The sequence below is a fragment of the Geobacter hydrogenophilus genome (genome assembly GCF_018501225.1).
Lineage (GTDB): Bacteria > Desulfobacterota > Desulfuromonadia > Geobacterales > Geobacteraceae > Geobacter > Geobacter hydrogenophilus.
Map to the genome: position 1 here is coordinate 284,731 of NZ_JAHCZI010000003.1, position 20,888 is coordinate 305,618.

22 protein-coding genes are annotated in these 20,888 nt (G+C 62.7%); 6 read left to right on the plus strand and 16 right to left on the minus strand.

Annotated elements, in window-relative coordinates; genetic code table 11:
• Window positions 1-15: 15 nt before the first annotated feature.
• From KI811_RS07230 to KI811_RS07250, 5 genes are all read left to right on the plus strand, one after another.
• On the plus strand, window positions 16-834 hold the full coding sequence (locus KI811_RS07230; protein WP_214185800.1) for a LolA family protein: 819 nt from the start codon (window positions 16-18) through the stop codon (window positions 832-834).
• 93 nt (window positions 835-927) lie between these two features.
• Window positions 928-1,656 (plus strand): LolA family protein, encoded by a 729-nt coding sequence (locus KI811_RS07235; RefSeq protein WP_214185801.1) that lies wholly within the window; start codon window positions 928-930, stop codon window positions 1,654-1,656.
• Window positions 1,657-1,687: 31 nt separating this feature from the next.
• Window positions 1,688-2,173, plus strand: a complete 486-nt coding sequence (locus KI811_RS07240; protein WP_214185802.1) for a YajQ family cyclic di-GMP-binding protein — start codon at window positions 1,688-1,690, stop codon at window positions 2,171-2,173.
• A 33-nt stretch (window positions 2,174-2,206) separates the two neighbouring features.
• Window positions 2,207-3,544, plus strand: a complete 1,338-nt coding sequence (gene rimO / locus KI811_RS07245; protein ID WP_214185803.1) for a 30S ribosomal protein S12 methylthiotransferase RimO — start codon at window positions 2,207-2,209, stop codon at window positions 3,542-3,544.
• Window positions 3,545-3,631: 87 nt separating this feature from the next.
• Window positions 3,632-4,051 carry a TraR/DksA family transcriptional regulator gene (locus KI811_RS07250; protein ID WP_214185804.1) on the plus strand — a complete coding sequence of 140 codons (420 nt, stop codon included), beginning with the start codon at window positions 3,632-3,634 and terminating at the stop codon, window positions 4,049-4,051.
• 95 nt (window positions 4,052-4,146) lie between these two features.
• On the opposite strand, the gene gpmI is transcribed toward KI811_RS07250, so the two are convergent.
• From gpmI to KI811_RS07315, 13 genes are all read right to left on the minus strand, one after another.
• Complete coding sequence (gpmI, locus tag KI811_RS07255) at window positions 4,147-5,682, minus strand: 2,3-bisphosphoglycerate-independent phosphoglycerate mutase (protein ID WP_214185805.1); 1,536 nt, start codon at window positions 5,680-5,682, stop codon at window positions 4,147-4,149.
• A gap of 30 nt (window positions 5,683-5,712) precedes the next feature.
• Window positions 5,713-6,177, minus strand: coding sequence for a 23S rRNA (pseudouridine(1915)-N(3))-methyltransferase RlmH (locus KI811_RS07260; protein WP_214185806.1), 465 nt, complete (start codon window positions 6,175-6,177; stop codon window positions 5,713-5,715).
• Window positions 6,174-6,569 carry a ribosome silencing factor gene (gene rsfS / locus KI811_RS07265; protein ID WP_214185807.1) on the minus strand — a complete coding sequence of 132 codons (396 nt, stop codon included), beginning with the start codon at window positions 6,567-6,569 and terminating at the stop codon, window positions 6,174-6,176. Before rsfS ends, KI811_RS07260 begins: the two co-directional genes overlap by 4 nt.
• Complete coding sequence (gene nadD, locus KI811_RS07270) at window positions 6,559-7,209, minus strand: nicotinate-nucleotide adenylyltransferase (protein ID WP_214185808.1); 651 nt, start codon at window positions 7,207-7,209, stop codon at window positions 6,559-6,561. Before nadD ends, rsfS begins: the two co-directional genes overlap by 11 nt.
• Before the next feature lie 31 nt (window positions 7,210-7,240).
• On the minus strand, window positions 7,241-8,497 hold the full coding sequence (locus tag KI811_RS07275; protein ID WP_214185809.1) for a glutamate-5-semialdehyde dehydrogenase: 1,257 nt from the start codon (window positions 8,495-8,497) through the stop codon (window positions 7,241-7,243).
• A 96-nt stretch (window positions 8,498-8,593) separates the two neighbouring features.
• A complete protein-coding gene (gene proB, locus KI811_RS07280) occupies window positions 8,594-9,715 on the minus strand; it encodes a glutamate 5-kinase (RefSeq protein WP_214185993.1) in 1,122 nt (373 codons plus the stop codon).
• Between the two features lie 10 nt (window positions 9,716-9,725).
• Complete coding sequence (gene obgE, locus KI811_RS07285; RefSeq protein WP_214185810.1) at window positions 9,726-10,742, minus strand: GTPase ObgE; 1,017 nt, start codon at window positions 10,740-10,742, stop codon at window positions 9,726-9,728.
• A gap of 89 nt (window positions 10,743-10,831) precedes the next feature.
• On the minus strand, window positions 10,832-11,089 hold the full coding sequence (rpmA, locus tag KI811_RS07290; protein ID WP_004512634.1) for a 50S ribosomal protein L27: 258 nt from the start codon (window positions 11,087-11,089) through the stop codon (window positions 10,832-10,834).
• Between the two features lie 81 nt (window positions 11,090-11,170).
• The gene (rplU, locus tag KI811_RS07295; RefSeq protein WP_004512633.1) at window positions 11,171-11,479 is read right to left on the minus strand and encodes a 50S ribosomal protein L21; all 309 of its coding nucleotides are present in this window, start codon (window positions 11,477-11,479) and stop codon (window positions 11,171-11,173) included.
• A 77-nt stretch (window positions 11,480-11,556) separates the two neighbouring features.
• Window positions 11,557-11,859, minus strand: coding sequence for a Rieske (2Fe-2S) protein (locus KI811_RS07300; RefSeq protein ID WP_214185811.1), 303 nt, complete (start codon window positions 11,857-11,859; stop codon window positions 11,557-11,559).
• Window positions 11,860-11,882: 23 nt separating this feature from the next.
• The gene (gene purT, locus KI811_RS07305; RefSeq protein ID WP_214185812.1) at window positions 11,883-13,061 is read right to left on the minus strand and encodes a formate-dependent phosphoribosylglycinamide formyltransferase; all 1,179 of its coding nucleotides are present in this window, start codon (window positions 13,059-13,061) and stop codon (window positions 11,883-11,885) included.
• Between the two features lie 18 nt (window positions 13,062-13,079).
• Window positions 13,080-14,582, minus strand: a complete 1,503-nt coding sequence (gene rng, locus KI811_RS07310; RefSeq protein ID WP_214185813.1) for a ribonuclease G — start codon at window positions 14,580-14,582, stop codon at window positions 13,080-13,082.
• Window positions 14,572-17,100, minus strand: a complete 2,529-nt coding sequence (locus tag KI811_RS07315) for a TIGR03960 family B12-binding radical SAM protein (protein WP_214185814.1) — start codon at window positions 17,098-17,100, stop codon at window positions 14,572-14,574. Before KI811_RS07315 ends, rng begins: the two co-directional genes overlap by 11 nt.
• A 313-nt stretch (window positions 17,101-17,413) precedes the next feature.
• Here KI811_RS07315 and KI811_RS07320 point away from each other — a divergent pair, with 313 nt between their 5' ends.
• A complete protein-coding gene (locus KI811_RS07320) occupies window positions 17,414-17,662 on the plus strand; it encodes a hypothetical protein (protein WP_004512628.1) in 249 nt (82 codons plus the stop codon).
• Window positions 17,663-17,761: 99 nt separating this feature from the next.
• Here the strand turns inward: KI811_RS07320 and KI811_RS07325 are convergent, their stop codons facing one another.
• The 3 genes from KI811_RS07325 to KI811_RS07335 all read right to left on the minus strand — a co-directional run bounded on the left by KI811_RS07325 (window position 17,762) and on the right by KI811_RS07335 (window position 20,863).
• Complete coding sequence (locus KI811_RS07325; RefSeq protein ID WP_214185815.1) at window positions 17,762-18,139, minus strand: exosortase system-associated protein, TIGR04073 family; 378 nt, start codon at window positions 18,137-18,139, stop codon at window positions 17,762-17,764.
• Window positions 18,136-18,552 carry an exosortase system-associated protein, TIGR04073 family gene (locus tag KI811_RS07330; RefSeq protein ID WP_214185816.1) on the minus strand — a complete coding sequence of 139 codons (417 nt, stop codon included), beginning with the start codon at window positions 18,550-18,552 and terminating at the stop codon, window positions 18,136-18,138. Before KI811_RS07330 ends, KI811_RS07325 begins: the two co-directional genes overlap by 4 nt.
• A 76-nt stretch (window positions 18,553-18,628) precedes the next feature.
• Window positions 18,629-20,863 carry a DNA polymerase domain-containing protein gene (locus KI811_RS07335; RefSeq protein ID WP_214185817.1) on the minus strand — a complete coding sequence of 745 codons (2,235 nt, stop codon included), beginning with the start codon at window positions 20,861-20,863 and terminating at the stop codon, window positions 18,629-18,631.
• Window positions 20,864-20,888 lie beyond the last annotated feature (25 nt).

Sequence of the window (20,888 nt, forward strand, 5' to 3'; positions counted from 1 at the left end):
TCGCGCGGAGGGGGCATGAAGATTTACAGGCTCGTCATCGTGGTATTCCTGGCGCTTCTCGTAGGGGCGGTTCCCGCCACGGCGGCACCGGTGGCTAGAGTGAACGCCGGCCTTCAGGATGTCATCGACACGGTGGAGAAGTCGTTCAGGCCGGACAGGAATACCGGCCTTCCTCCCCTTGCCACGGTGACTGCCGACTTTTTCCAGCGCTCGACCATTGCCGGGAAGGAACGGGAGATGCGGGCCGACGGCCAGATGTTCTTCAAGACGGCTTCCAGTCGCGAGCCGCTCATGTTCCGCTTCGATTACTTCCGCCCCCTGAAGCAGGAGATCGTTTCCGACGGCCGGACCCTCTGGATGTACCTCCCCGAGAACCGCCAGGTGATCGTGAGCGACGTGACGCCGGTTTTTAACCCCTATACCTTTAATCCCGACCGGGATCGGGCATCGAATTTCCTCCAGGGGCTGCCGCGGATATCCAAGGATTTCCTGATCGTCTTTTCACCCCAGGGGCAGGACATCGCCGGCAACTACGTGCTGGAACTGACCCCCCGCCGGGCCACCGCGGCCATCGCCAAGCTCTTCATCGTCGTCCCCCGTGAGGCGGTCCTGAGTTATGTCCAGAGCGGGAGAACCTCGGTGAACACTGTCTCCAGCATTGGCCGGCAGGAGTGGCCGTTTCCGATTCTCTCCACCACCATGGTGGACCATCAGGGGAGCACGACCCTCATGGAGTTCAGCAATGTGCGGACGAACATCATGCTGAGCGACAGCCTCTTCTCGTTTGCCGTTCCCCCGGGGGTCCAGGTGGTGAAGCCACCCCGCAAGCACTGAAGCAGGTTTTCCGTAAGGTTTGTTGGCGGGGGCGGTATGAAACATGCCGCCCTTGCTGTTTGCATGGACCCATCAACCGCTCAGGAGGAGCCCATGATCTTTCGTCGCCTTTTGCCGTGCCTCGTCGCGGCCCTTATGGCCTTCGCCCCGACTCTTGCCGCTGCAGCCTCTGTCAGCGAGGTGGTGACGGCCCTGGAGAAGGGGTACGCATCCCTCAGGGACCTGCAGGCCTCTTTTACCCAGCGCTCCGAGCTGGCCTCGGTGAAGAAGGCACAGACCGGCGCCGGGGAAGTATTCATCCGCAAGGGGGGCGGAGCAGGGGCCATGTTCCGTTTCAACTACACCAAACCCCGCCAGGAGATCATCTCCAACGGCAAGAAGGTCTGGTACTACCTTCCCGAGAACCGGCAGGTGATGACCATGGACGCTGCCTCCCTCTTTGCGGGGGGAGGAGGGGTGGCCCTGTCGTACCTAACGGGGATGGGGGAGGTTTCTCGGGACTTCACTGCCCGCTTCGTGGGGGATGGGAAGGACGCCCGGGGGAACTACGTCCTGGAGCTTGTGCCCAAGAAGCCGGGGCAGGCCTTCCAGAAGCTCCACCTGACCGTGTCGGGCCGGGCCGTGGAAGAGTACCTGGCGCAGGGGCGCGCAACGATGCCGTTTCCCATCGTGTCGTCCGTGGTCTTCGATCAGATGGGGAACCGGACCGCCATCGAGTTCAGCAAGGTCAAGGTAAACCGTGGGGTGAAGGCTTCGCTCTTCACCTTTACGCCTCCCCCGGGTGTTGAGGTGATACAGAACCCCATGGGGGGAGTCCGATAACAAAGGCACTAACCAGATAAAGGAGGAGATGATGCCGTCGTTCGACATCGTTTCAAAGGTGGACATGCAGGAAGTGGACAACGCGGTCAACCAGGCCGTGAAGGAGATCGGCCAGCGCTATGATTTCAAGGGATCCAAGAGCGAGGTGACCCTGGAGAAGGATTCCATCAAGATTCTTGCGGACGACGATTTCCGTCTGAAGGCCATCGTCGACATCCTCCAATCCAAGTTCATCAAGCGGGGGATTTCGCCGAAGGCCCTCCAGTACGGCAAGGCCGAATCCGCCTCCGGCGGCATGGTGCGGCAAATCATCACCGTCCAGCAGGGAATCTCCAAGGAGAAGGGGAAGGAGGTCGTGGCCGTCATCAAGGATACCAAGCTCAAGGTCCAAGGGCAGATCCAGGACGACCAGGTGCGGGTCACCGGCAAGAACCGCGATGACCTCCAGGAGGCGATCCGGACCCTCAAGGGGAAGGATCTGGGGATCGAGCTTCAGTTTGTGAATTTCAGGGATTAGACGTTACGGAAACAGAGAGAGGGAGCGGATTTGATGAAGGAAAAAGTTAGCATGGTCAGCCTCGGCTGCCCGAAGAACCTGGTGGACGCCGAGGTGATGCTCGGTTGCCTGGCCAAGGACCAGTACGAGATCACTACCGACGAGCACGAGGCGGACATCATCATCGTCAACACCTGTTCCTTCATCGGCGACGCCAAAAAAGAGAGCATCGACACGATTCTCGATCTGGCTGACCGCAAGCACGACGGCCGCTGCAAGCTCCTCGTCGTGACCGGCTGTCTCCCACAGCGCTACCAGGAGGAACTGGCCACGGAGCTTCCCGAGGTGGATATCTTCGTCGGGACCGCCGACTATCCCCGCATCGCCGAGATCATTGCCGAGAAGCGGGGCGTTGCCGAGCAACTCCGCTATATCAGCGACCCCAACTACATCTTCGACGAGAGCCTGCCGCGGCTCAAGTCGTCTCCGGCCTACACCGCCTACCTGAAAATCGCTGAGGGGTGCTCCAACTGCTGCTCTTACTGCGTCATCCCGTCACTGCGGGGGGCGCTCCGCTCCCGCCCCCTTGACAACCTCCTCATGGAGGCCCGGACACTGGTCGCCACCGGCACCAGGGAGATTAATCTCATTGCTCAGGACATCACCGCCTGGGGGCGCGATCTGCCGGGAAGCCCCACCCTGGAGGAGCTCATCCGGGAACTGGCGAAGATCGTGGGACTGCGCTGGATCAGGCTTCTCTATGCCTACCCCGACGGGATCACCGATGGGCTCATCGAGATCATCAAGACCGAGCCCAAGGTCTGCAAGTACCTGGATATCCCGATCCAGCACATCAGCGATCCGGTCCTGAAGCGGATGAACCGCCGGAGCACCGAGCCTCAGATCCGGGCGCTCATCGCGAAGATCCGTGCCGAGATCCCCGAGATCGCGCTTCGCACCTCACTCATCGTCGGCTTCCCCGGCGAGACCGAGGAGGATTTCCGCACGCTTCTCCATTACGTGGAGGAGACCCAGTTCGACCGTCTCGGTGTCTTCTGCTACTCACGGGAGGAGGGAACGCCGGCTGCCGGGATGGAGGACCAGGTGTCGGAGCGGGTCAAGCGGGACCGCTACAAGAAGCTCATGAAGGTTCAGGCCAGGCTCTCCTTCAAGCGCAACCGCCGCCTCATCGACACGGAAGAGGAAGTGATCGTGGAGGGGTACAGCGACGAGACCGACCTCCTCCTCAAGGGGCGTTCGTCCCGGCAGGCCCCTGACATCGACGGCCAGGTCTATATCACCGCCGGCAATGCCAACGTGGGGGATATTGTGCGGCTGCGGATCACCGATTCGTCCGACTATGACCTCATCGGCGAGATTGTTGAAGAGTAATGGGCCTGAAATTTGCTTGACAATCAAAAGTTTTTGAGTAACATTTCGAGACCTTTTGGCCCACCCTATAACGATGGAGTGATGTAAATGGTTGAAAAACAAGACGAAATGAAGGCTCTTCTCCTGAAGGCAAAGGAGGAGATCCTGGCAGGGATAAACAAGGCGCTGAAGTCGGGGACCGAGACGAATGCCGGCGAGCCCACGGGTGACATCTACGACCAGGCATCCAGCGAGCGGGACCGGGAACTGGGGCTCCTCCTCAACGACCGGGAGCGGGACAAGCTGCGCCAGATCGACGAAGCCCTGCTCCGCATCGCCGATGGCGAGTACGGCATCTGCGAGGAGTGCGAGGAGGAGATCCCCCTTGGCCGCCTCAAGGTGATGCCCTTTGCCCGCTTCTGCGTCCGGTGTCAGTCCGATATGGAGAAGCTCCAGGCCCAGACCCGGCGCGTGGAGGAAGAACGGTCCTACCGCGAGGTTTCCTTCGGCGAGGAAGAGGAAGGATAAAAACCACACGTCAGTTTCGGAAATGGAAAGGGCGCCGCATCGAGTGCGGCGCCCTTTTTTTGTCAAATGAAGGAATTTTTGTCAAAAAAATGTCATTATTGGACGATGAGGCTCTTTCCCGTCATCTCAGCCGGCTGGGAAAGGCCCAGAATCTCCAGCATGGTGGGGGCGATGTCGGCCAGGGTGCCGGCACGAAGCCGAATCCCTTTGCGGCTGTCATCCGCGAGCACCAGGTGGACCGGCTCGCTCGTATGGGCGGTGTGGGGGCCTCCGGTTTCGTCCACCATCCTCTCGGCGTTGCCATGGTCGGCGGTGATGATGACGGCGCCTCCCTTCTCCCGCACCTTTGCCACAATGCGCCCCACGCAGTTGTCCACCGCTTCCACGGCCCTGGCGGCTGCTTCCAGGATCCCGGTATGCCCCACCATGTCGGCGTTGGCGAAATTGACGATGACCACGTCGTAGGCATCGCTGTCGATTCGCTTCAGGAGCTCGTCGGTGACGGGGTAGGCGCTCATCTCCGGTTTCTGGTCGTAGGTGGCCACCTCCTTGGGGGAGGGGATGAGGCAGCGCTCCTCATGGGGGAAGGGTTCCTCGACGCCCCCGTTGAAGAAGAAGGTGACGTGGGCGTACTTTTCGGTCTCGGCGATCCGCAGCTGCCGAATCCCGGCATGGGCAAGGACGTCGCCGAGGATGTTCTTGAGCTCCTCGGGGCCGAAGGCGATGGGAAGGCCGAAGGTGGCGTCGTACTCGGTCATGCAGACGTAGGAGGCGAGCTTTGGCCGCGCCTGCCGCGCAAAGCCCTCACAGTCGGGGAGGGCCAGCGCCCTGGTGATCTCCCGTGCCCGGTCGGAGCGGAAATTGAAGAAGATGAAGCCGTCCCGGTCCCGCAGCTGCCCCACCGGCGCGCCGTCGCGGACCATCACGGAAGGCTCTGCGAATTCGTCGGTCACGTCGGCGGCGTAGCTCGCCTCGATGGCTTCGGCTGAACTTCCCCGTGGAGCCCCTTCGCCCTGGACCATGGCGTTGTAGGCCCGCTCCACCCGCTCCCAGCGGTTGTCCCGGTCCATGGCCCAGTACCGTCCCATGACCGTGGCGATGGAACCAACGCCGATGCGGGCGATTTCCGCTTCCAGCTGGGCCAGGTAGTCGGCCCCGCTCTTGGGCGGGGTGTCGCGGCCGTCGAGGATGGCATGAACGAACACATCCCTGATTCCCTGGCGCTTGGCCAGTTCCAGCAGGGCGTAAAGGTGGGTGTTGTGGGAGTGGACCCCCCCGTCGGAGAGGAGCCCTGCCAGGTGGAGCCGTCCGCCGGCAGCCTTGGTTTTTGCAATGCACTCCAGGAGCACCGGGTTGGTGAAGAAGTCGCCGTCCTGGATCGCCTTGGTGATGCGGGTGAGGTCCTGGTAGACCACCCGCCCGGCACCGATGTTCAGGTGTCCCACCTCCGAGTTCCCCATCTGGCCATCGGGAAGTCCCACCGCCATCCCCGACGTCTGGATTTCGGTGGTCGGGTAGGTGGCAAGGAGGGTGTCGAGGTTCGGGGTCCGGGCCTGGGCCACGGCGTTGTTCTCGGCGCTGGGGTTGATTCCCCAGCCGTCGAGGATCATGAGCATGAGGGGGCGGGTCATGGTTCCTCCACAAGAAGATAGAAGTTCATATCATGAGTGATGATACGGTTCGCCGTTGAGGATGGTATGGGCCCGGTAGATCTGTTCGAGGAGGATGACCCGCACCATCTGGTGGGTAAAGGTGAGACGGGAGAGGGCGAGCACTTTGTCGGCCCGGGCCCGGAAACTGTCGGCAAAGCCATAGGCGCCGCCAATGGCGAAAACCATCTCAGGCACGGCGCTGTCCCGGCCTTTGCCCATGAAGGCCGCCAGTTCCGGGGATGTCAGCTGATCGCCCCGCTCATCCAGCAGGACGAGGCGGGCGTTCTTCGGCACCAGCTTCTCCAACCGCTCGCACTCCCGGGCCCGCATGGCCTCGGCGGCGGCTCCCTTTTCCTCACGGGCCTCGGCGATCTCCAGGGGGGTGTAGCGCCTGATTCGGCCCGCGTACTCGTCGATGCCGCGCCGCAGCCACTCCTCCTGGGTCTTGCCGACCCAGAGGACCTTCAGCTTCACGTGGGGATACCTTCTTTCCCTTCCCAGAGCCACGCGTCGGGAATCTCCGACGTCGGGGCCGATGACCAGAGTTCGTCCAGGTTGTAGTAGCGGCGGACCTCCTCCTGGAAGACATGGACGAGGACGTCACCGTAGTCGATGACGACCCAGTTACCTTCCTTCAGCCCTTCCACGTCGAGGGCCTTGCCGTACTTCTTGAGCCCCTTCTTCACCGAATCGGCGATGGCCTGGACCTGTCTGTCGGAGCGGCCCGAGGCGAGCACCAGATAATCGGCGATGGACGACAGACGGCCGATCTTCAGGATCTTCACGTCGAGGGCCTTCTTGTCGAGGGCGAGACGGGCGCATTCAAGGGCCCGCTCAAGGGGGGTGAGGGTCGGTTTATCGGTCATGGGTGTAAATCCTTTGTTCCGTGATGTAATGCGCGACCGGCTCCGGCACCAGGTACCTGATAGAACGGCCCAGACGGGCGAGTCTGCGGATGGCGCTTGATGAGATGTCCAGGGGAATGCCGGCCAGGTAGTAGACCGAGTATCCCGAGCGGTGGGCGAGGCGTTTTTCGGCGGCATGATAGCAAAACTGCGGCGCCACCGCAACGGGGAGGGCCGCCGCCAGGTCGCGGATAACGGCGCCGGGGCGCTCCACCGCCACGATGTTGCACGAAGAGAAGATGGCTTCGTACTCGTGCCAGGAGCCGAAGTCCAGGAAGGAGTCGCTGCCGATGATGAAGAAGAACTCGTCCCCGGGGCGCTCCCGCCGCAACTCCCGCAGGGTGTCGATGGAGTAGGACTTTCCCGTCCGCCTCCCTTCCAAGTCGGAGACGACGAAGGAGGGGTTGTCCGCCGTGGCAAGGCGGACCATCTCGCAGCGGACCTCGAAGGGGATCTCTCCCTCCATGGGCTTGTGCGGAGGGGAAGCCGCGGGGATAAGGATGACCTGGTCCAGGGCGAACGCGTCCCGAACCTCCTCCGCGATGCGAAGGTGGGCATGGTGGATCGGGTTGAAGGTGCCGCCGAGAATCCCCGTTCTCATGCTTTGCCGGTCTCTGGTTCCTGGTCCCCGGTCACTGCCGTACCTGGCCGTCGCCGTAGACGATGAACTTGGTGGTCGTCAGGTCTTCCAGTCCCATGGGGCCGAAGGAGTGGAGTTTGGTGGTGGAGATGCCGATCTCCGCGCCGAGCCCCAGCTGATTCCCGTCGGCGAAGCGGGTAGAGGCGTTCACGAGGACCGTGCTGGAGTTCACCTCCCGGATGAATCGCTGGGAGTTGTGGTAATCCCGGGTGACGATGGCCTCGGTGTGGAGGGAGCCGTATGCGTTGATGTGGTCGATGGCCTCGTCCAGGTCGTCCACCACCCGGACGGCCAGGATCAGCTCCAGGTACTCGGCCTGCCAGTCCTCTTCCGTGGCCTTTTTCGCCTGGGGGGCGAACTGGCGGACGCAGTCATCGCCCCGCAGCTCCACCTTGAGGTCGGTCAGGGTTGCGGCAATGCGGGGAATGAAGGTTTCGGCTACGTCCTTGTGGACGAGGAGGGTTTCCAGGGCGTTGCAGACGCCGGGACGCTGGACCTTGCCGTTCACCACGATCCGCTCGGCCATGTCGAAGTCGGCGGAGGCGTCCACGAAGACGTGGCAGACCCCCTTGTAGTGCTTGATGACCGGGATCTTCGAGTGCTCCACCACGAAGCGGATCAGGCTCTCGCCCCCCCTCGGGATGATGAGGTCGATGAACTCCTCCCGCTTGAGCATCTCCAGGACCCCCTCGCGCTCCGGGAACGGGATGACCGACAGGGCCGCTTTCGGGATGCCGGCCCGCTCCATCTCCTCGCCCAGGATGCGGGCGATGGCGAGGTTGGAGTGGATGGCCTCGGAGCCCCCCCGCAGGATCACGCTGTTCCCCGCCTTGAGACAGAGGGCTGCGGCGTCGGCGGTCACGTTGGGGCGCGCCTCGTAGATGATGCCGATGACCCCCAGCGGAATCCGCATCTTTCCCACCATGAGGTTGTTGGGGCGCTTCCACATCCGCGTCACTTCCCCCACGGGATCGGGGAGTCCCGCCACCTCCCGCAGGCCGTCGGCCATGGTCTTGATGCGCGCCTCATCCAGCATGAGCCGGTCGAGCATGGCGCTGGAAAGCCCCTTCTTCTCACCCGCCTCCAGGTCCTTGCGGTTCTCGTCGATCAGGTGCGGGGTGTTGCTGATAAGGGCCATGGCCATGGCCATGAGAAGGTCGTTTTTGGCCGTGGTGGGGAGCTTCGCCATGGCGATTGATGCCTGGCGGGCGTCTGCGGCGATGGTGCGGATCTGTTCAGCAATGGTCACGGGAGGTACCTCCGTTATGAGTAGTCAGGAGACAGGAGCCAGAATTCAGGTGAAAGAATCTACTGGGTTCTGAATTCTGACTCCTGAATTCCTTCTTTACAGCACCACCAGATTGTCCCGGTGGATGATCTCGTCCCCGTACTTGTAGCCGAGGATCGCCTCGATCTCGTTGCTCCGGTGGCCGAGGATCCGCTCGATTTCGGCGTGGGAGTAGTCCACGACTCCCCGGGCGATCTCGACGCCGTCGGCCCCGCATACCCGGACGCAGGCCCCCCGGTCAAACTCTCCCTCCACTCGGATTACCCCCGAGGGGAGGAGGCTCTTCCCCTGACGGGAGAGGACCGCCCGGGCTCCGTCGTCCACGATGACCCGGCCGCTGGGGCGCAGGGTGTGGGCGATCCAGTGCTTGCGGCGGTTGAGGCTCTCCCGGGCAGGGAGGAAAAGGCTTCCCACCTCCCGGCCGGCAAAGGCCTCGGTGAGGATTCCCGGCACCGTGCCGTTGAGCATGAGGGTCGGGACTCCGAACTGCCCCGCCTTTTTGGCTGCGGCCAGCTTTGTCACCATGCCGCCGGTGCCCACGCTGGAGCCGCTGTCACCCGCGGCCCGCTCCGTCTCCCGGGTGATGCTCTTCACCAGGTGGATCAGCTTGGCATCGGGGTTAGCCCGGGGGTCGGAGTCGTAGAAGCCGTCGATGTCGGTCAGGATCACCAGGAGGTGGGCCTCGGCCAGATTGGTGACCAGGGCCGAGAGATTGTCGTTGTCGCCGAACTTGATTTCATCCACCACCACGGTGTCGTTCTCGTTGATGACGGGAATGACGCCGAAGTCCAGGAGCGTGTCGAGGGTTGCCCGGGCGTTCAGAAAACGCCGACGGTTGGCGAGATCGTCACGGGTGAGGAGTATCTGGGCCACCTTATGGCCGAAGCGGCCGAAGTCCTCTTCGTAGGCCCGCATGAGGCGCGACTGCCCGATGGCGGCAGCGGCCTGCTTCTGGGGAATGCTCTTGGGCCGCCCCTCGATGCCGAGTTCGCGCTTGCCGGCAGCCACGGCACCCGATGAGACGATGATGACCTGGCGCCCCTGCTGCCGCAACGATGCGGTCTCGGCGGCGAGCCGGGCGATGAAGGCGTGGTCGAGGCCGTTCTCGTCGCCGGTGAGGACTCGACTCCCGATCTTGATGACGATCCGTTTGACCTTTTTGAGGATGGATGCGCGCATTGGTACCACGTTACCACTCTTCCTCGGCCGCGCCCCAGAGGTGCCGGGCGATTTCGTCGAGGAGGAACGGAATCCCCTCGCCGGTGGCGGCGGAGATGGGGAACACCTTTATCCCCCGCTCCTGGAACCAGGCCAGCACTGGCGGGAGGTTCTCCCGGACCACCGGGAGGTCGATCTTGTTGATGACGGCGATCTGCTCCTTGTCGGCCAGTTCCGGACTGAAGAGGGCCAGTTCCCGGTTGAGGGTCTCGTACTCCCGTATCGGGTCCCGGTCGGGGATCCAGGAGAGGTCGATGAGGTGGAGGAGGATGTTGGTCCGCTCCACGTGCTTGAGGAACCGGTGCCCCAGTCCCGCCCCCTCGGACGCCCCCTCGATGATGCCGGGGATGTCGGCCACCACGAAGGAACGGTAGTTCTTGTAGGGAACCACCCCCAGGTTCGGCTTGATGGTCGTGAAGGGGTAGTCGGCGATCTTGGGCCGGGCCGCGGAAACCTTGGTGATGAACGAGGATTTCCCCACGTTGGGGAAGCCCAGGAGCCCCACGTCGGCCATGAGCTTCAACTCCAGCCGCAGCCAGCGCTCCTCCTCGTCCTCTCCCGGCTGGGCGAACTTGGGAGCCCGGTTGGTGGAGGTGGTGAAGCGGGCGTTCCCCTGGCCCCCGCGTCCCCCCTTGAGGAGGACCACGGTCTGTCCCGGTTCGATCAGATCCGCGAGGATTTCCCCGGTCTCCGCGTCCTTCACGATGGTGCCGGGGGGGACGGGAATGGTGAGGTCGTCGCCGTTGGCGCCGTGGCGGTCCTTCCCCATGCCGTTCTTTCCCCGCCCCGCCTTCAGATGGGGGCGGTAGCGGAGGTCCATGAGGGTAGAAAGGTTCGGGTCGACGGTGAAGATGACGTCGCCCCCCTTGCCGCCGTCGCCGCCGTCGGGGCCGCCGAAGGGGATGAACTTCTCCCGGCGGAAGGAGACGCACCCGGCACCGCCGTGTCCCGACTGGACGTGGATTTTTACTTCATCGATGAACTGCATCGTCGTATCTCATATCCTGTTTCAAGAAACAACAAAAGCCCGGAACTCGAAAGTCCCAGGCTCTTGGGTTTGTGCGACCCGCCAACGCGTTAGCTGGCCGGGTAGACGGAGACCTTCTTCCGGTCGCGGCCCAGCCGCTCGAACTTCACCACGCCGTCGATGAGGGCGAAGAGGGTGTAGTCCTTGCCGCACCCCACGTTGGTGCCGGGGTGGATCTGGGTGCCGCGCTGGCGGTAGATGATGTTCCCCGCCTTGACGTTCTCGCCGCCGTACTTCTTGCAGCCGAGTCGTTTTGATTCGGAATCGCGCCCGTTCCGTGTGGAGCCGACGCCTTTCTTGTGTGCCATGGTGTTAAACCTCCTGACGGCATGCCGTATCGGTAGTCAGGACTGCCGGGCCGTCGTTGCGAAAAAATGCTGTGGTGCCGATTACCCGTTGATCTTTTCGATCTTGAGTACGGTTCTCGGTTGACGGTGCCCGCGCAGCTTCTTGCTGTCCTTGCGCTTCTTGGACTTGAAGACGAGAATCTTCTTGTCCTTGCCCTGCTCGACAATCTTGCCGACCACAGAGGCGCTGGGCACTAACGGTGTTCCGATCTTGACCGTTTCGCCGCCAACCATCAGGATGTCCTTGAGTTCGATGGTGTCGCCCACCGCCCCCTCAAGCTTCTCGACTTTCAGAAAGTCGCCTTCGGAAACTTTGTACTGCTTCCCTCCGGTTCTCACTACCGCGTACATGTACTTCACCACCTTTGTTCAAATTTTTTGACGAGCTTGGAAGGTTAACCGGAACAGCGCGAGGAGTCAAGAAATTTTTATTCCAGACCCACCAGCACATCGTCACCTGCCACCTCCACCGGATAGACCTTGAGGGTGTACTCGGGAAACTCCTTGCAGGCCCCGGTCTTCAGGTTGAACCGATAGCCGTGGCGCTGGCAGGAGATATGCCCTTCCTCCTTGACCAGGGCGCCGGCTAGAGGGGCTCCCTGGTGGGGGCACTCGGTCTCGCAGGCGTAAATGTTCCCCTTGGTCTTGACGAGGAGGATCTCCTGGCTGTTGACGGTGACGACTTTCTTTCCCCAGTCGGGTATATCGGAAACTTTGGCCGCAAAATCCATGACAAACCTCCTTTTAATGATGGTCAGAGGGTGACGATTCTCACTGCATGGGCTGCCTGCTCGGCCCGGTTCCGCGCCTCATCGGTGTCGGCGCCGAAGGAGAGCGCGACCCCCATCCGTCGTCCCGGCCTGGTGTCGGGTTTTCCAAAGAGGCGCAGCTTCGTTTCCGGGACGGAGAGGGCGGCGTCCAGGCCGGAGAAGGTGACCTCCTCGGCTGCCTCCGGGGCCAGGACGACATGGGAGGCCGCCGGAGCCAGGTTTACCACCTCCGGAACGGGAAGGCCAAGGATTGCCCGGACGTGAAGCTCGAACTCGGAGAGGTTCTGGGAGATCATCGTGACCATGCCGGTGTCGTGGGGGCGGGGCGAGACCTCGCTGAACCAGACCCGATCTCCCTTGATGAAGAGTTCCACCCCGAAGATTCCGGAGCCGCCGAGAGCATCGGTCACTGCTTTGGCCTGGCGCTGGGATTCCGCCAAGGCGGCCGGCGTCATGGCCATGGGCTGCCATGACTCGTGGTAGTCCCCCTTGATCTGCACGTGGCCAATGGGGGGGCAGAAGGTGGTGCCCCCGGCGTGGCGCACGGTCAGGAGCGTGATCTCGTAGTCGAAGGGAATGAATTCCTCAACGATCACGGTATCGGAGGCTCCCCGCCCCCCTTCCATGGCGTAGGCCCAGGCGTCGTCGATTTCTTCCACGCTCTTTACAACGCTCTGTCCCTTGCCGGAGGAGCTCATGATCGGTTTCACCACGCAGGGAAGTCCGATATCCGCCACCGCCGCCCGGAACGATTCGATACTCGCGGCAAAGCGATAGGCAGCCGTTGGCAGGCCCAGTTCCTCCGCCGCCAGACGCCTTATTCCCTCCCGGTTCATGGTCAGGTTGGCGGCCCGGGCCGTGGGGATCACGGTGTACCCCTCCCGCTCCAGTTCCAGGAGGTAGGGGGTGTCGATTGCCTCGATTTCCGGGACGATGAGGTGGGGCCGTTCCTGGGCCACGATCCGGCCGAGCTCGGCCCGGTCGAGCATGTTGACGACATGGGCGCGGTGGGCCACCTGCATGGCGGGAGCATCGGCGTAACGGTCGACGGCGATCACCTCGACGCCCAGCCGCTGGGCTTCGAGCACAACCTCTTTTCCGAGTTCGCCGGAGCCGAGGAGCATGACGCGTGTGGCGCTTTTCTTGAGGGGGGTTCCGATCATGGGGAAATTCCTTTGTTCCTAGCTGATGGCGATCTCGAACTGCTCCTGGTGGAAGCCCGGCTTGGCCCGGACCGTGATCCGCTTCTTGAATTTCTTTTCCAGCTCTTCCAGCCCCCGGCGTTCCTCGTCGTAGAGGAGATCGGCCACCTGGGGATGGACGGTGAGGGTCGCCTTGGTGCCGCGGATGTCGAGCATTTCCCGGCGCAGTTCCCGGAAGATTTCGTGGCAGACGGTGGTCTTGGACTTCACGTAGCCGCGCCCCTCGCAGTAGGGACAGGGCTCGCACATCATCCGGCCGATGGACTCGCGCACCCGCTTGCGGGTCATCTCCACGAGGCCCAGCTCCGAGATCTTCAGGATGTTGGTCTTGGACTTGTCGGCCTTCATGGCCTCTTCTAGGGCCGTGAAGACCTTTTCCCGGTTCACCTCCTTCTCCATGTCGATGAAGTCGATGATGATGATCCCGCCGATGTTGCGGAGCCTGAGCTGGTAGGCGATCTCCTTCACCGCCTCCAGGTTGGTCTTGAGGATCGTGTCCTCCAGGTTGTGTTTCCCCACGAAGCGGCCGGTGTTCACGTCGATGGCGGTCAGGGCTTCGGTCTGCTCGATGATGATGTAGCCGCCGGACTTGAGCCAGACCTTGCGCCCCAGTGCCCGGCTGATCTCCACCTCCAGCCCGAAATGGTCGAAGATGGGCTCCTCGTCGTCGTAGAGTTCCATGGAGTACTTCATCTTCGGCATGAAGGTGGAAATGAACTGGATGATCTTGTCGTGCTCCGTCTTGGAGTCCACTACGATGCGGGAAACGTCCTCGGTGAGGATGTCGCGGATCACCTTCTGGGTCACGTCCAGGTCGGCGTGGATGAGGGAGGGGGCGTGCCCCTTGTCGTTACGCTTGACCACCTCGTCCCAGAGCTTGGTCAGGTAGTTCATGTCCGAGACGAGGTCCTCCTCGCTCTTCCCTTCGGCGGCGGTCCGGACGATGAAGCCGCCGTTCTGGGGCTTCATCCGCTCCACGATCTCCTTGAGCCGTTCCCGCTCCGGCTCCTCCTCGATTCGGCGGGATATTCCCACGTGATCCACGGTGGGCATGTAGACCAGGTGTCGACCCGGCAGCGAGATGTGGGAGGTGATCCGCGCCCCCTTGGTGCCGATGGGCTCCTTGGACACCTGGACCAGGATCTCCTGCCCCTCCTGGAGAAGCTCTTCGATGGGGTGAAGGGGCTGGAGCACCTGCTGTTCCCCTTCGCTGTCCTCGCCGTTGCGGTCCATGAAGGAGTCGAACTCTTCCATGGCGTCGAAGACGTCGGCCACGTAGAGGAAGGCCGCCTTTTCCAGGCCGATGTCCACGAAGGCCGCCTGCATGCCGGGGAGGACCCGGACGACCTTTCCTTTGTAGATGTTGCCGACGATCCCCTTCTCGCGGCTCCGCTCGATGTAGAGTTCGGCGATGGTGCCGTTCTCGATGAGGGCGATGCGGGTCTCGTGGGATGAGGTGTTGATTACCAGTTCATTGGCCATTGCACATACCCTGTATAGATAATATTGAAGATTCTTTGAAAAGGACGTCGAGCTTTTCAATGCGGGCATCGGCCAGCTCTTCGGGCGACAGCCCCGTGATGGCGGCGGCGTACTCGAGGGGTTTTCCCCGGCCGATGGTCAGCTCCAGGGCCGGGCCATCGACGGTGAGGGCGGCCAGTTCATGGCGCAGGTCGTATTCCTGTATCCGCCCCTTTTTTGCCCGCTGAAGGGGGAAACTGTCCCGGGCAAGGAACGCTTCTGCCCGGGCGGCAAGGTCGCGAGCCGCTTCCTCCGGCAGGATAATCCGGTAGCGAACCTTGTCCATGAGCACCGACAGGGACGGCGTCCCCGGCGGGATGACCACGGCCTCGACGATCCGCATCCCCTCGGGGAGTGCGGCGTTGAGCCGGTCCCGTACTTCCTCCGGCGCGGGGCCGGGGATGAGCTCCATGTCGAGATACTCGGCCCGTGATTCTACACCGACCGAAAGGGCAGTGGCAAACGAGAATTTGGGATGTGGGTGGAACCCCTGGGAGAAGCGGATGGGGAGCCGGGCGCGTCCCACGGCCCGGGTGAAGAGACCGATCATCTCCAGGTGGCTCAGGTAGCGCATGGCACCGGTCTTGGTGTAGCGAAGCCGCATGGTCATCTTCGCGTCGGTCTCGACAGGGGGAGCCGTGGCGGGTGCGCTGCCTTTCTGCCACGCCGGATCGGTGGTCCGCATGGCGATCCGGTCGAAGTCGCAGATGCCGCAGCCGGTGCAGCGGCCGGTACGGCAGTCGCCGGTGGGCTCGCCGGCCCAGGCCTTCTCCAGTTCGCTGAGCAGGAAGGTCCTGGTCACGCCGAAATCAAGGTGGTCCCAAGGGAGGATCTCGTCGAGTCCCCGGCGGCGGTGGTAGAAGGCGGGGTCAATGCTGCAGGCGGCGAAGGCCTCGTGCCACGCGGCCCTGTTCAGTTTGTCGCCCCATCCGTCGAAGCGGCAGCCGAGCTCCCATGCCTTTGCCAGTGCGGCGCCGAGACGCCGGTCTCCCCGGGCGAAGACCCCTTCCATGAAGGAGAGGGGGGCGTCGTGCCACTTGAGGCCCAGTTTGCGCTTCTTGAGCTCGTCCCGGAGAAACCGCTGCTTGGCCACGGTCTCCTCGGTGGTGATCTGGGGCTCCCACTGGAAGGGGGTGTGGGGCTTGGGGACGAAGGTGGAGACCGAGACGTTTACCTCGCCGCCGCTGCCGGCCCGCTTTCCTTCCAGTTTCACCTTGCGGGCCAGGTCGGCGATGCCGACGAGGTCCTCTTCTGTTTCGCCGGGGAGCCCGATCATGAAGTAGAGCTTGATGACCCGCCAGCCGTTGGAAAAGGCCTCGAAGGCGTTGCGGAGGAGATCCTCCTCGGATATCCCCTTGTTGATAATCGTGCGCAGCCGCTCGCTTCCCGCCTCGGGGGCCAGGGTGAAGCCGGTCTTGCGGACCTTGCGGATCTCTTCCACCAGTTCCTGGCTGAGGCTTCCGACCCGCAGTGACGGCAGTGCCACGGCGATCCTCTCGTGGGCGTAGCGCACCATCAGCTCCCGCAGGAGCGGCGTGAGGCAGCCGTAGTCGCCCGTGGAAAGGGAGAGGAGAGAAACTTCATCATAGCCGGTGCTCCGCAGCGTCTCTTCCACGAGCCGGAGGATCGTTTCCGGGGAGCGCTCCCGCACCGGCCGGTAGAGGTACCCCGCCTGGCAGAAGCGGCAGCCACGGGTGCAGCCGCGGCCGATCTCGATGCTCACCCGGTCGTGGATCGTCTTGAGAAAGGGGACCACCGGCGTGGTGGGGTAGGGGGCCGTATCGAGATTGGAGAGAAACCGCCGCCGCACCCGGTCGTAGCCGGGATGCAGGGGGATGATGGCGTCGATGGTGCCGTCGTCGTGGTAGCGGGGTTCGAAAAACGAGGGGACGTAAACTCCGTCGATGGCAGCGAGGCGCTCCAGGAGCCACTGTTTCGACTCGCCGCTACGCTTCCGCTCGCGGCAGGCATCGGCGATCTCCACTACCGCCTCCTCACCGTCCCCCAGGAGGACTGCGTCGAGGAAATCGGCCAGGGGCTCGGGGTTGCAGGCGCAGGGGCCCCCAGCGATCACGAGGGGGAATTCAACCCCCCGCTCCGCGGCCCGGAAGGGGATGCCGGCCAGGTCGAGCATGGTGAGGATGTTGGTGTAAGAGAGCTCGTACTGGAGGGTGAAGCCGATGATGTCGGCCTGGGCCAGGGAGGTCTGGCTCTCCAGGGTCGCGAGGGGCTCGCCGAGGCTTCTCAGTTGTGCTTCCCGGTCGGGCCAGGGGGTATAAGCCCGTTCCGCGGCGATTCCCTCTTCCCTGTTCAGGACGTCGTAGAGGATCTGGAGTCCCAGGTGGCTCATTCCCACCTCGTAGACATCGGGGAAGGCGAGGACGAAGCGGAGTTCGGCATCCTTCTTCGGGCGGGAGCCGATTTCATCCCCTGTGTAGCGGACAGGTTTTTCTATGGCGAGCAGATTGTTATGCAACACTAGTGGGTTCTCCGTGTGGGGACGACAGAGGGATGCCATACAGGTTAAATATTCAAATTTAGTGAATTAGTCGAGATTTGGCAAGGCAAAAGACCATGGTTTGCCGTGGCTGCTCCATTCCTGGCGGCAAATTCTGATGCCTTATATGCGGTAGTTGCTAGAGCATATGCGGTTGTGTTGCCATCTGTTTCCTTCCCCTGATCGTGGTCGTCCGGGTTTGGAATGATGTTATTTCAGTGAGTTGAAGGTATCTTTGAGAAGTGGCACGTTCCCTGCTCAAGGATACGACAAAATATCCTTTGGAGGTGTTGTAATGAAGAAAGTTGTTTCCTCGATCGTTGCTGCTCTTGTTGCCGTTGCCTTCGCCGGTGCTGTTTTCGCTGCCGAGCCGAAGAAAGAAGCTGCTCCGGCTGCCGCTCCGGCTGCCCCGGCTGCTGAAGTGAAGAAAGAAGAGAAGAAGCCGGCTGCCAAGAAGGCCAAGAAAGCCAAGAAGGCCAAGAAAGCCGTGAAGAAAGAAGAAGCCAAGCCTGCTGAGGCTCCGGCTGCTCCGGCTGCGAAGTAATAAGTCCCCTGAGGACGCAAAAAAAGCCGCATCTTCGGATGCGGCTTTTTTTGCGCCGTGTGTTCCCTTGCGAGTGTGTCCGCCGTTCTCCTGATCTATCTATTCTTTTTCCCAAACGTAGGCCGGGTCCATATAGGAGTCGAAGAAGCCGGGCCAGGAGATAAAGAACGTCACCGCCTCCCCCGCCCCGGCAAGAGTCCTCGCTACAGTCATTCCCACCCCCTTCAGGGGGCCGACGATCAATCCCTTTGCCGGCCCTTCTTCCTGCCAGGTGACATAAATCTGCTTTGGAAACTCCAGCCAACCGGTCGCCGTGTTGGCCACCCCCCGGGCAAACTTGTTGGCCATGCCGTCAACCACCTCCTGGGCCGAGGCGTCTTCGACTGAGGTTATGCTTTCGGCATGGGCCTGCTGGTGCTGCCCACAAACGAGCAGGCAGGCGAGGGCCGCTCCGGTAATCAGGCGTCCCGGTTTCATCGCCCCTCTCCCGACTCTGTCTCCATCGTCACGCCACCTTCCTCCACAGTCGCGCGCTGGGGCGGCTCCCATCCTTTCCATACGAAGTCGGGTTCGATCATGGGGTCGTAATATCCCGGCTGGGGAACGGGGAAAAAGACTGCCTCAGTGGCGCCGATGAAGGCCCGGTAAAGGGTCATGCCGACTCCCTTGAGGGGGCCGATGACGTAACCCACGTTGCCCCGGTCACGGACGCTCAGGTACGATTGCTTGGGAAGTTCCACGATGGCCGTTGCAAAATTGGTCACGCCGCGGGCCAGTTTGAAGGCCATCTTTTCCACGACGAATTCCGGTTTCGGTTCATCCTGGGCAAGGAGGGGGGTGGAGCAGGAAAGGGTCAGCGTCAGGGCAAGAAACCATGCGAAAGAACGCATATATTCTCCTTTTGCCGGCATGTGATGGGAGTTTCTTACCCCTTGTAGCACACTTGCCGGCAGGTGGCAAGCGGCCTCAGTCAAAGAGGGTGGGCTCCTTCGGCAGGTAGGGGGCAAGCCTTTTCACGAGCTGGTTGAGCTTGTCGAGATAGAATTCCGTATTTTCATCGGGTCGGGTTGGATCGTATTGGGAGACCGGCTTGCAGTTTTCGTAGACGGTCACCCCTTTTCCGTGTCCCGTTACGTAGTAACTGATCTGGTCGCCGGCCCGGAAGGGGCGCTCGGCGCGCAGGGCTATCTCGAATGCCGCCGAGGGGTTCCGCTTCCCTTGGCGGACCTTCTGGAGATAGGTGGGCGGCGCTTCGCCGAGGGTTTCGGTGCGGGCGAGGCTCTCGATGGGGATGAGGTGGTCCCGCAGACGTCGGATGTAGTCCTCGTGGAACGCCGGGATTTTTGTCCCGTCGCCCTGCAGCAGGAGCCGGACCGCCGCTGCCATGAAGTCCCGCAGATACCGTTCGATCCCCCGGGAGCGGAGGGCGCTTCCCCTGACGGTTACCTTCCCGTCGTGGTCCAGGAGGGCGTAGTTCTTCATCTTGTAGGAGAAGATGGCGCGGTACCGGCCGTCCATCTCCACGGCGATCCCTTGGGGGAGGGTTGCGGAGAGTTCCCTGACAAGGGCCTCCTCCTGCCCGCTGGTTTCTATCCCCTGCGGAGGGATGAAGTAGATGCCGTCGGTGTCCACCTCCACGGGACGGGCCCCGTGGAGGCGAAGCCATTCGATCATCGCCTGGATCAGTTCCCGCCCCCGGCGGGTCACCTCGGCGGCCACCCCCGGGTCGGAGAAGGTGTGGATGGTGGTTCCCAGGTAGCCGTAGAAGGAGTTGATGAGCACCTTGAAGGTCTGCTGGAGAGCGTTGAAGTAATCGCGGGTACGAGGGTCCGCCGCCTCCCTGGACTGCTCCTTGGCGGCGAGGCGGAACTGCCGCAATTGCGCCAGGAGCGGCAGGAAGAGCCCCAGGTGCTCCCGTCGGGGGGCGAGGCCGTAAGCGAGCATGATGGAGGGGTAGAGGGAGGCCACGTCGCAGTGGACGATGGGGCCGAGAACGCCGGTCTCGAAGACGGCGGTGTACCCACCCTCGAAGGCCCCCCCGGACCCGGCAGGTTTCGGTACCGCGGCGCCCTGCCGCAGATATTCCCGCAAGAAGAGGGCGTTGATCCGCGTGGCGTTTCCCCTGATGACGCAGGTCTGGTAGGAGTAGGGGAAGATGCGGGTCTGGAGGAACCAGGGGTAGGAGAGGAGCCGCGACAGGGCCAGGGTCTCCCGCACGTCGTCCAGGTTGTAGCGCCTGAGCGCCTCAGGATCGCTGCGGAAGACTTCATCCATGGTCTGGCGGTCCAGGTAGACCCGGTCGGGAGAGGCAAGGCCGAAGTGAATGGCAGCCTGCTTAAGGCCGTGACTCTCCAGTTCCCGGCTGGAGACATCGTAGATCTGGAGGAGGAAGTAGGTGTCCATGACCGAGCGGCCGTAGATGTCCCAGCGGGGATAATCGATGATCCGTTCCGCCACGGTGAACCGGGACGGGTGGACCCTTGGCTCGCTCCCGTCGCGCCCCCATCGGAGCCTGACCCCGTGTCGGGCCGCCCGGGCCCTGATGTATTCGAGGTCGAAGCGGAAGAGGTTGTGCCCCTCGATCACGTCCGGGTCCCGCTCCCGGATGATGGCGGTGAGTCGCTCCAGCATCTCCCGCTCGGACATGGCATGGGCCGATAGGTACTCCTCGTATCCCCCTTCCTCCATGACGGCGATGGAAAGGATGCGGTCCTCCTCCCGTGCCGGGTTGGAGAACTCGAATCCCTCGGCACAGGCGGTCTCGATGTCCAGGGCCAGGCGGCGGAGCGCGCTGAATTCCAGCCCCTTGAAGAAGGTGGTGCCGGCAAGGAGGAGGTGCTGGTGCACCGGGTCCGAGAGAAAGAGGTAGGGAGCGTCGGGCGCGGAGGGGGTATGGCCGGTCCGTTTCGCCAGGAAATCCCGGGCGGCGAGGCATTCGGACCAGTCGGCGAAGAGGGCCAGGTAACGGAAGGTGCCGGGGCCTGCCAGGGGGCGGGTCTCGACGTTGCTCCGGAAACCGCTCAGAAGTGTCGGGTCTTCCAGGAGGATGAAGGGGCGGAAGGGGATGTCCCTGAAGATGACGCCGCCAGGTGTGTGGATGAAGAGGCGGATGAAGCGCCCCGCCAGTTCGGCGGCAACGATCCCTTCCGTGGGGTCGGCGCCGGAGAGGAGGGGGCTTTCGGTGAGACTGGGTTCGGCCATGGGATCCTCGGTAAGACAAAAAAGG

What these genes read in the sequence shown, in the direction of transcription:
- KI811_RS07230 (WP_214185800.1), top strand. Translation starts at nt 16, where the DNA reads ATGAAGATTTACAGGCTCGTCATCGTGGTATTCCTGGCGCTTCTCGTA.
- KI811_RS07235 (WP_214185801.1), top strand. Translation starts at nt 928, where the DNA reads ATGATCTTTCGTCGCCTTTTGCCGTGCCTCGTCGCGGCCCTTATGGCC.
- KI811_RS07240 (WP_214185802.1), top strand. Translation starts at nt 1,688, where the DNA reads ATGCCGTCGTTCGACATCGTTTCAAAGGTGGACATGCAGGAAGTGGAC.
- rimO (WP_214185803.1), top strand. Translation starts at nt 2,207, where the DNA reads ATGAAGGAAAAAGTTAGCATGGTCAGCCTCGGCTGCCCGAAGAACCTG.
- KI811_RS07250 (WP_214185804.1), top strand. Translation starts at nt 3,632, where the DNA reads ATGGTTGAAAAACAAGACGAAATGAAGGCTCTTCTCCTGAAGGCAAAG.
- gpmI (WP_214185805.1), bottom strand. Translation starts at nt 5,682, where the DNA reads ATGACCCGCCCCCTCATGCTCATGATCCTCGACGGCTGGGGAATCAAC.
- rsfS (WP_214185807.1), bottom strand. Translation starts at nt 6,569, where the DNA reads ATGACCGATAAACCGACCCTCACCCCCCTTGAGCGGGCCCTTGAATGC.
- nadD (WP_214185808.1), bottom strand. Translation starts at nt 7,209, where the DNA reads ATGAGAACGGGGATTCTCGGCGGCACCTTCAACCCGATCCACCATGCC.
- proB (WP_214185993.1), bottom strand. Translation starts at nt 9,715, where the DNA reads ATGCGCGCATCCATCCTCAAAAAGGTCAAACGGATCGTCATCAAGATC.
- obgE (WP_214185810.1), bottom strand. Translation starts at nt 10,742, where the DNA reads ATGCAGTTCATCGATGAAGTAAAAATCCACGTCCAGTCGGGACACGGC.
- rpmA (WP_004512634.1), bottom strand. Translation starts at nt 11,089, where the DNA reads ATGGCACACAAGAAAGGCGTCGGCTCCACACGGAACGGGCGCGATTCC.
- rplU (WP_004512633.1), bottom strand. Translation starts at nt 11,479, where the DNA reads ATGTACGCGGTAGTGAGAACCGGAGGGAAGCAGTACAAAGTTTCCGAA.
- KI811_RS07300 (WP_214185811.1), bottom strand. Translation starts at nt 11,859, where the DNA reads ATGGATTTTGCGGCCAAAGTTTCCGATATACCCGACTGGGGAAAGAAA.
- purT (WP_214185812.1), bottom strand. Translation starts at nt 13,061, where the DNA reads ATGATCGGAACCCCCCTCAAGAAAAGCGCCACACGCGTCATGCTCCTC.
- rng (WP_214185813.1), bottom strand. Translation starts at nt 14,582, where the DNA reads ATGGCCAATGAACTGGTAATCAACACCTCATCCCACGAGACCCGCATC.
- KI811_RS07320 (WP_004512628.1), top strand. Translation starts at nt 17,414, where the DNA reads ATGAAGAAAGTTGTTTCCTCGATCGTTGCTGCTCTTGTTGCCGTTGCC.
- KI811_RS07325 (WP_214185815.1), bottom strand. Translation starts at nt 18,139, where the DNA reads ATGAAACCGGGACGCCTGATTACCGGAGCGGCCCTCGCCTGCCTGCTC.
- KI811_RS07330 (WP_214185816.1), bottom strand. Translation starts at nt 18,552, where the DNA reads ATGCGTTCTTTCGCATGGTTTCTTGCCCTGACGCTGACCCTTTCCTGC.
- KI811_RS07335 (WP_214185817.1), bottom strand. Translation starts at nt 20,863, where the DNA reads ATGGCCGAACCCAGTCTCACCGAAAGCCCCCTCCTCTCCGGCGCCGAC.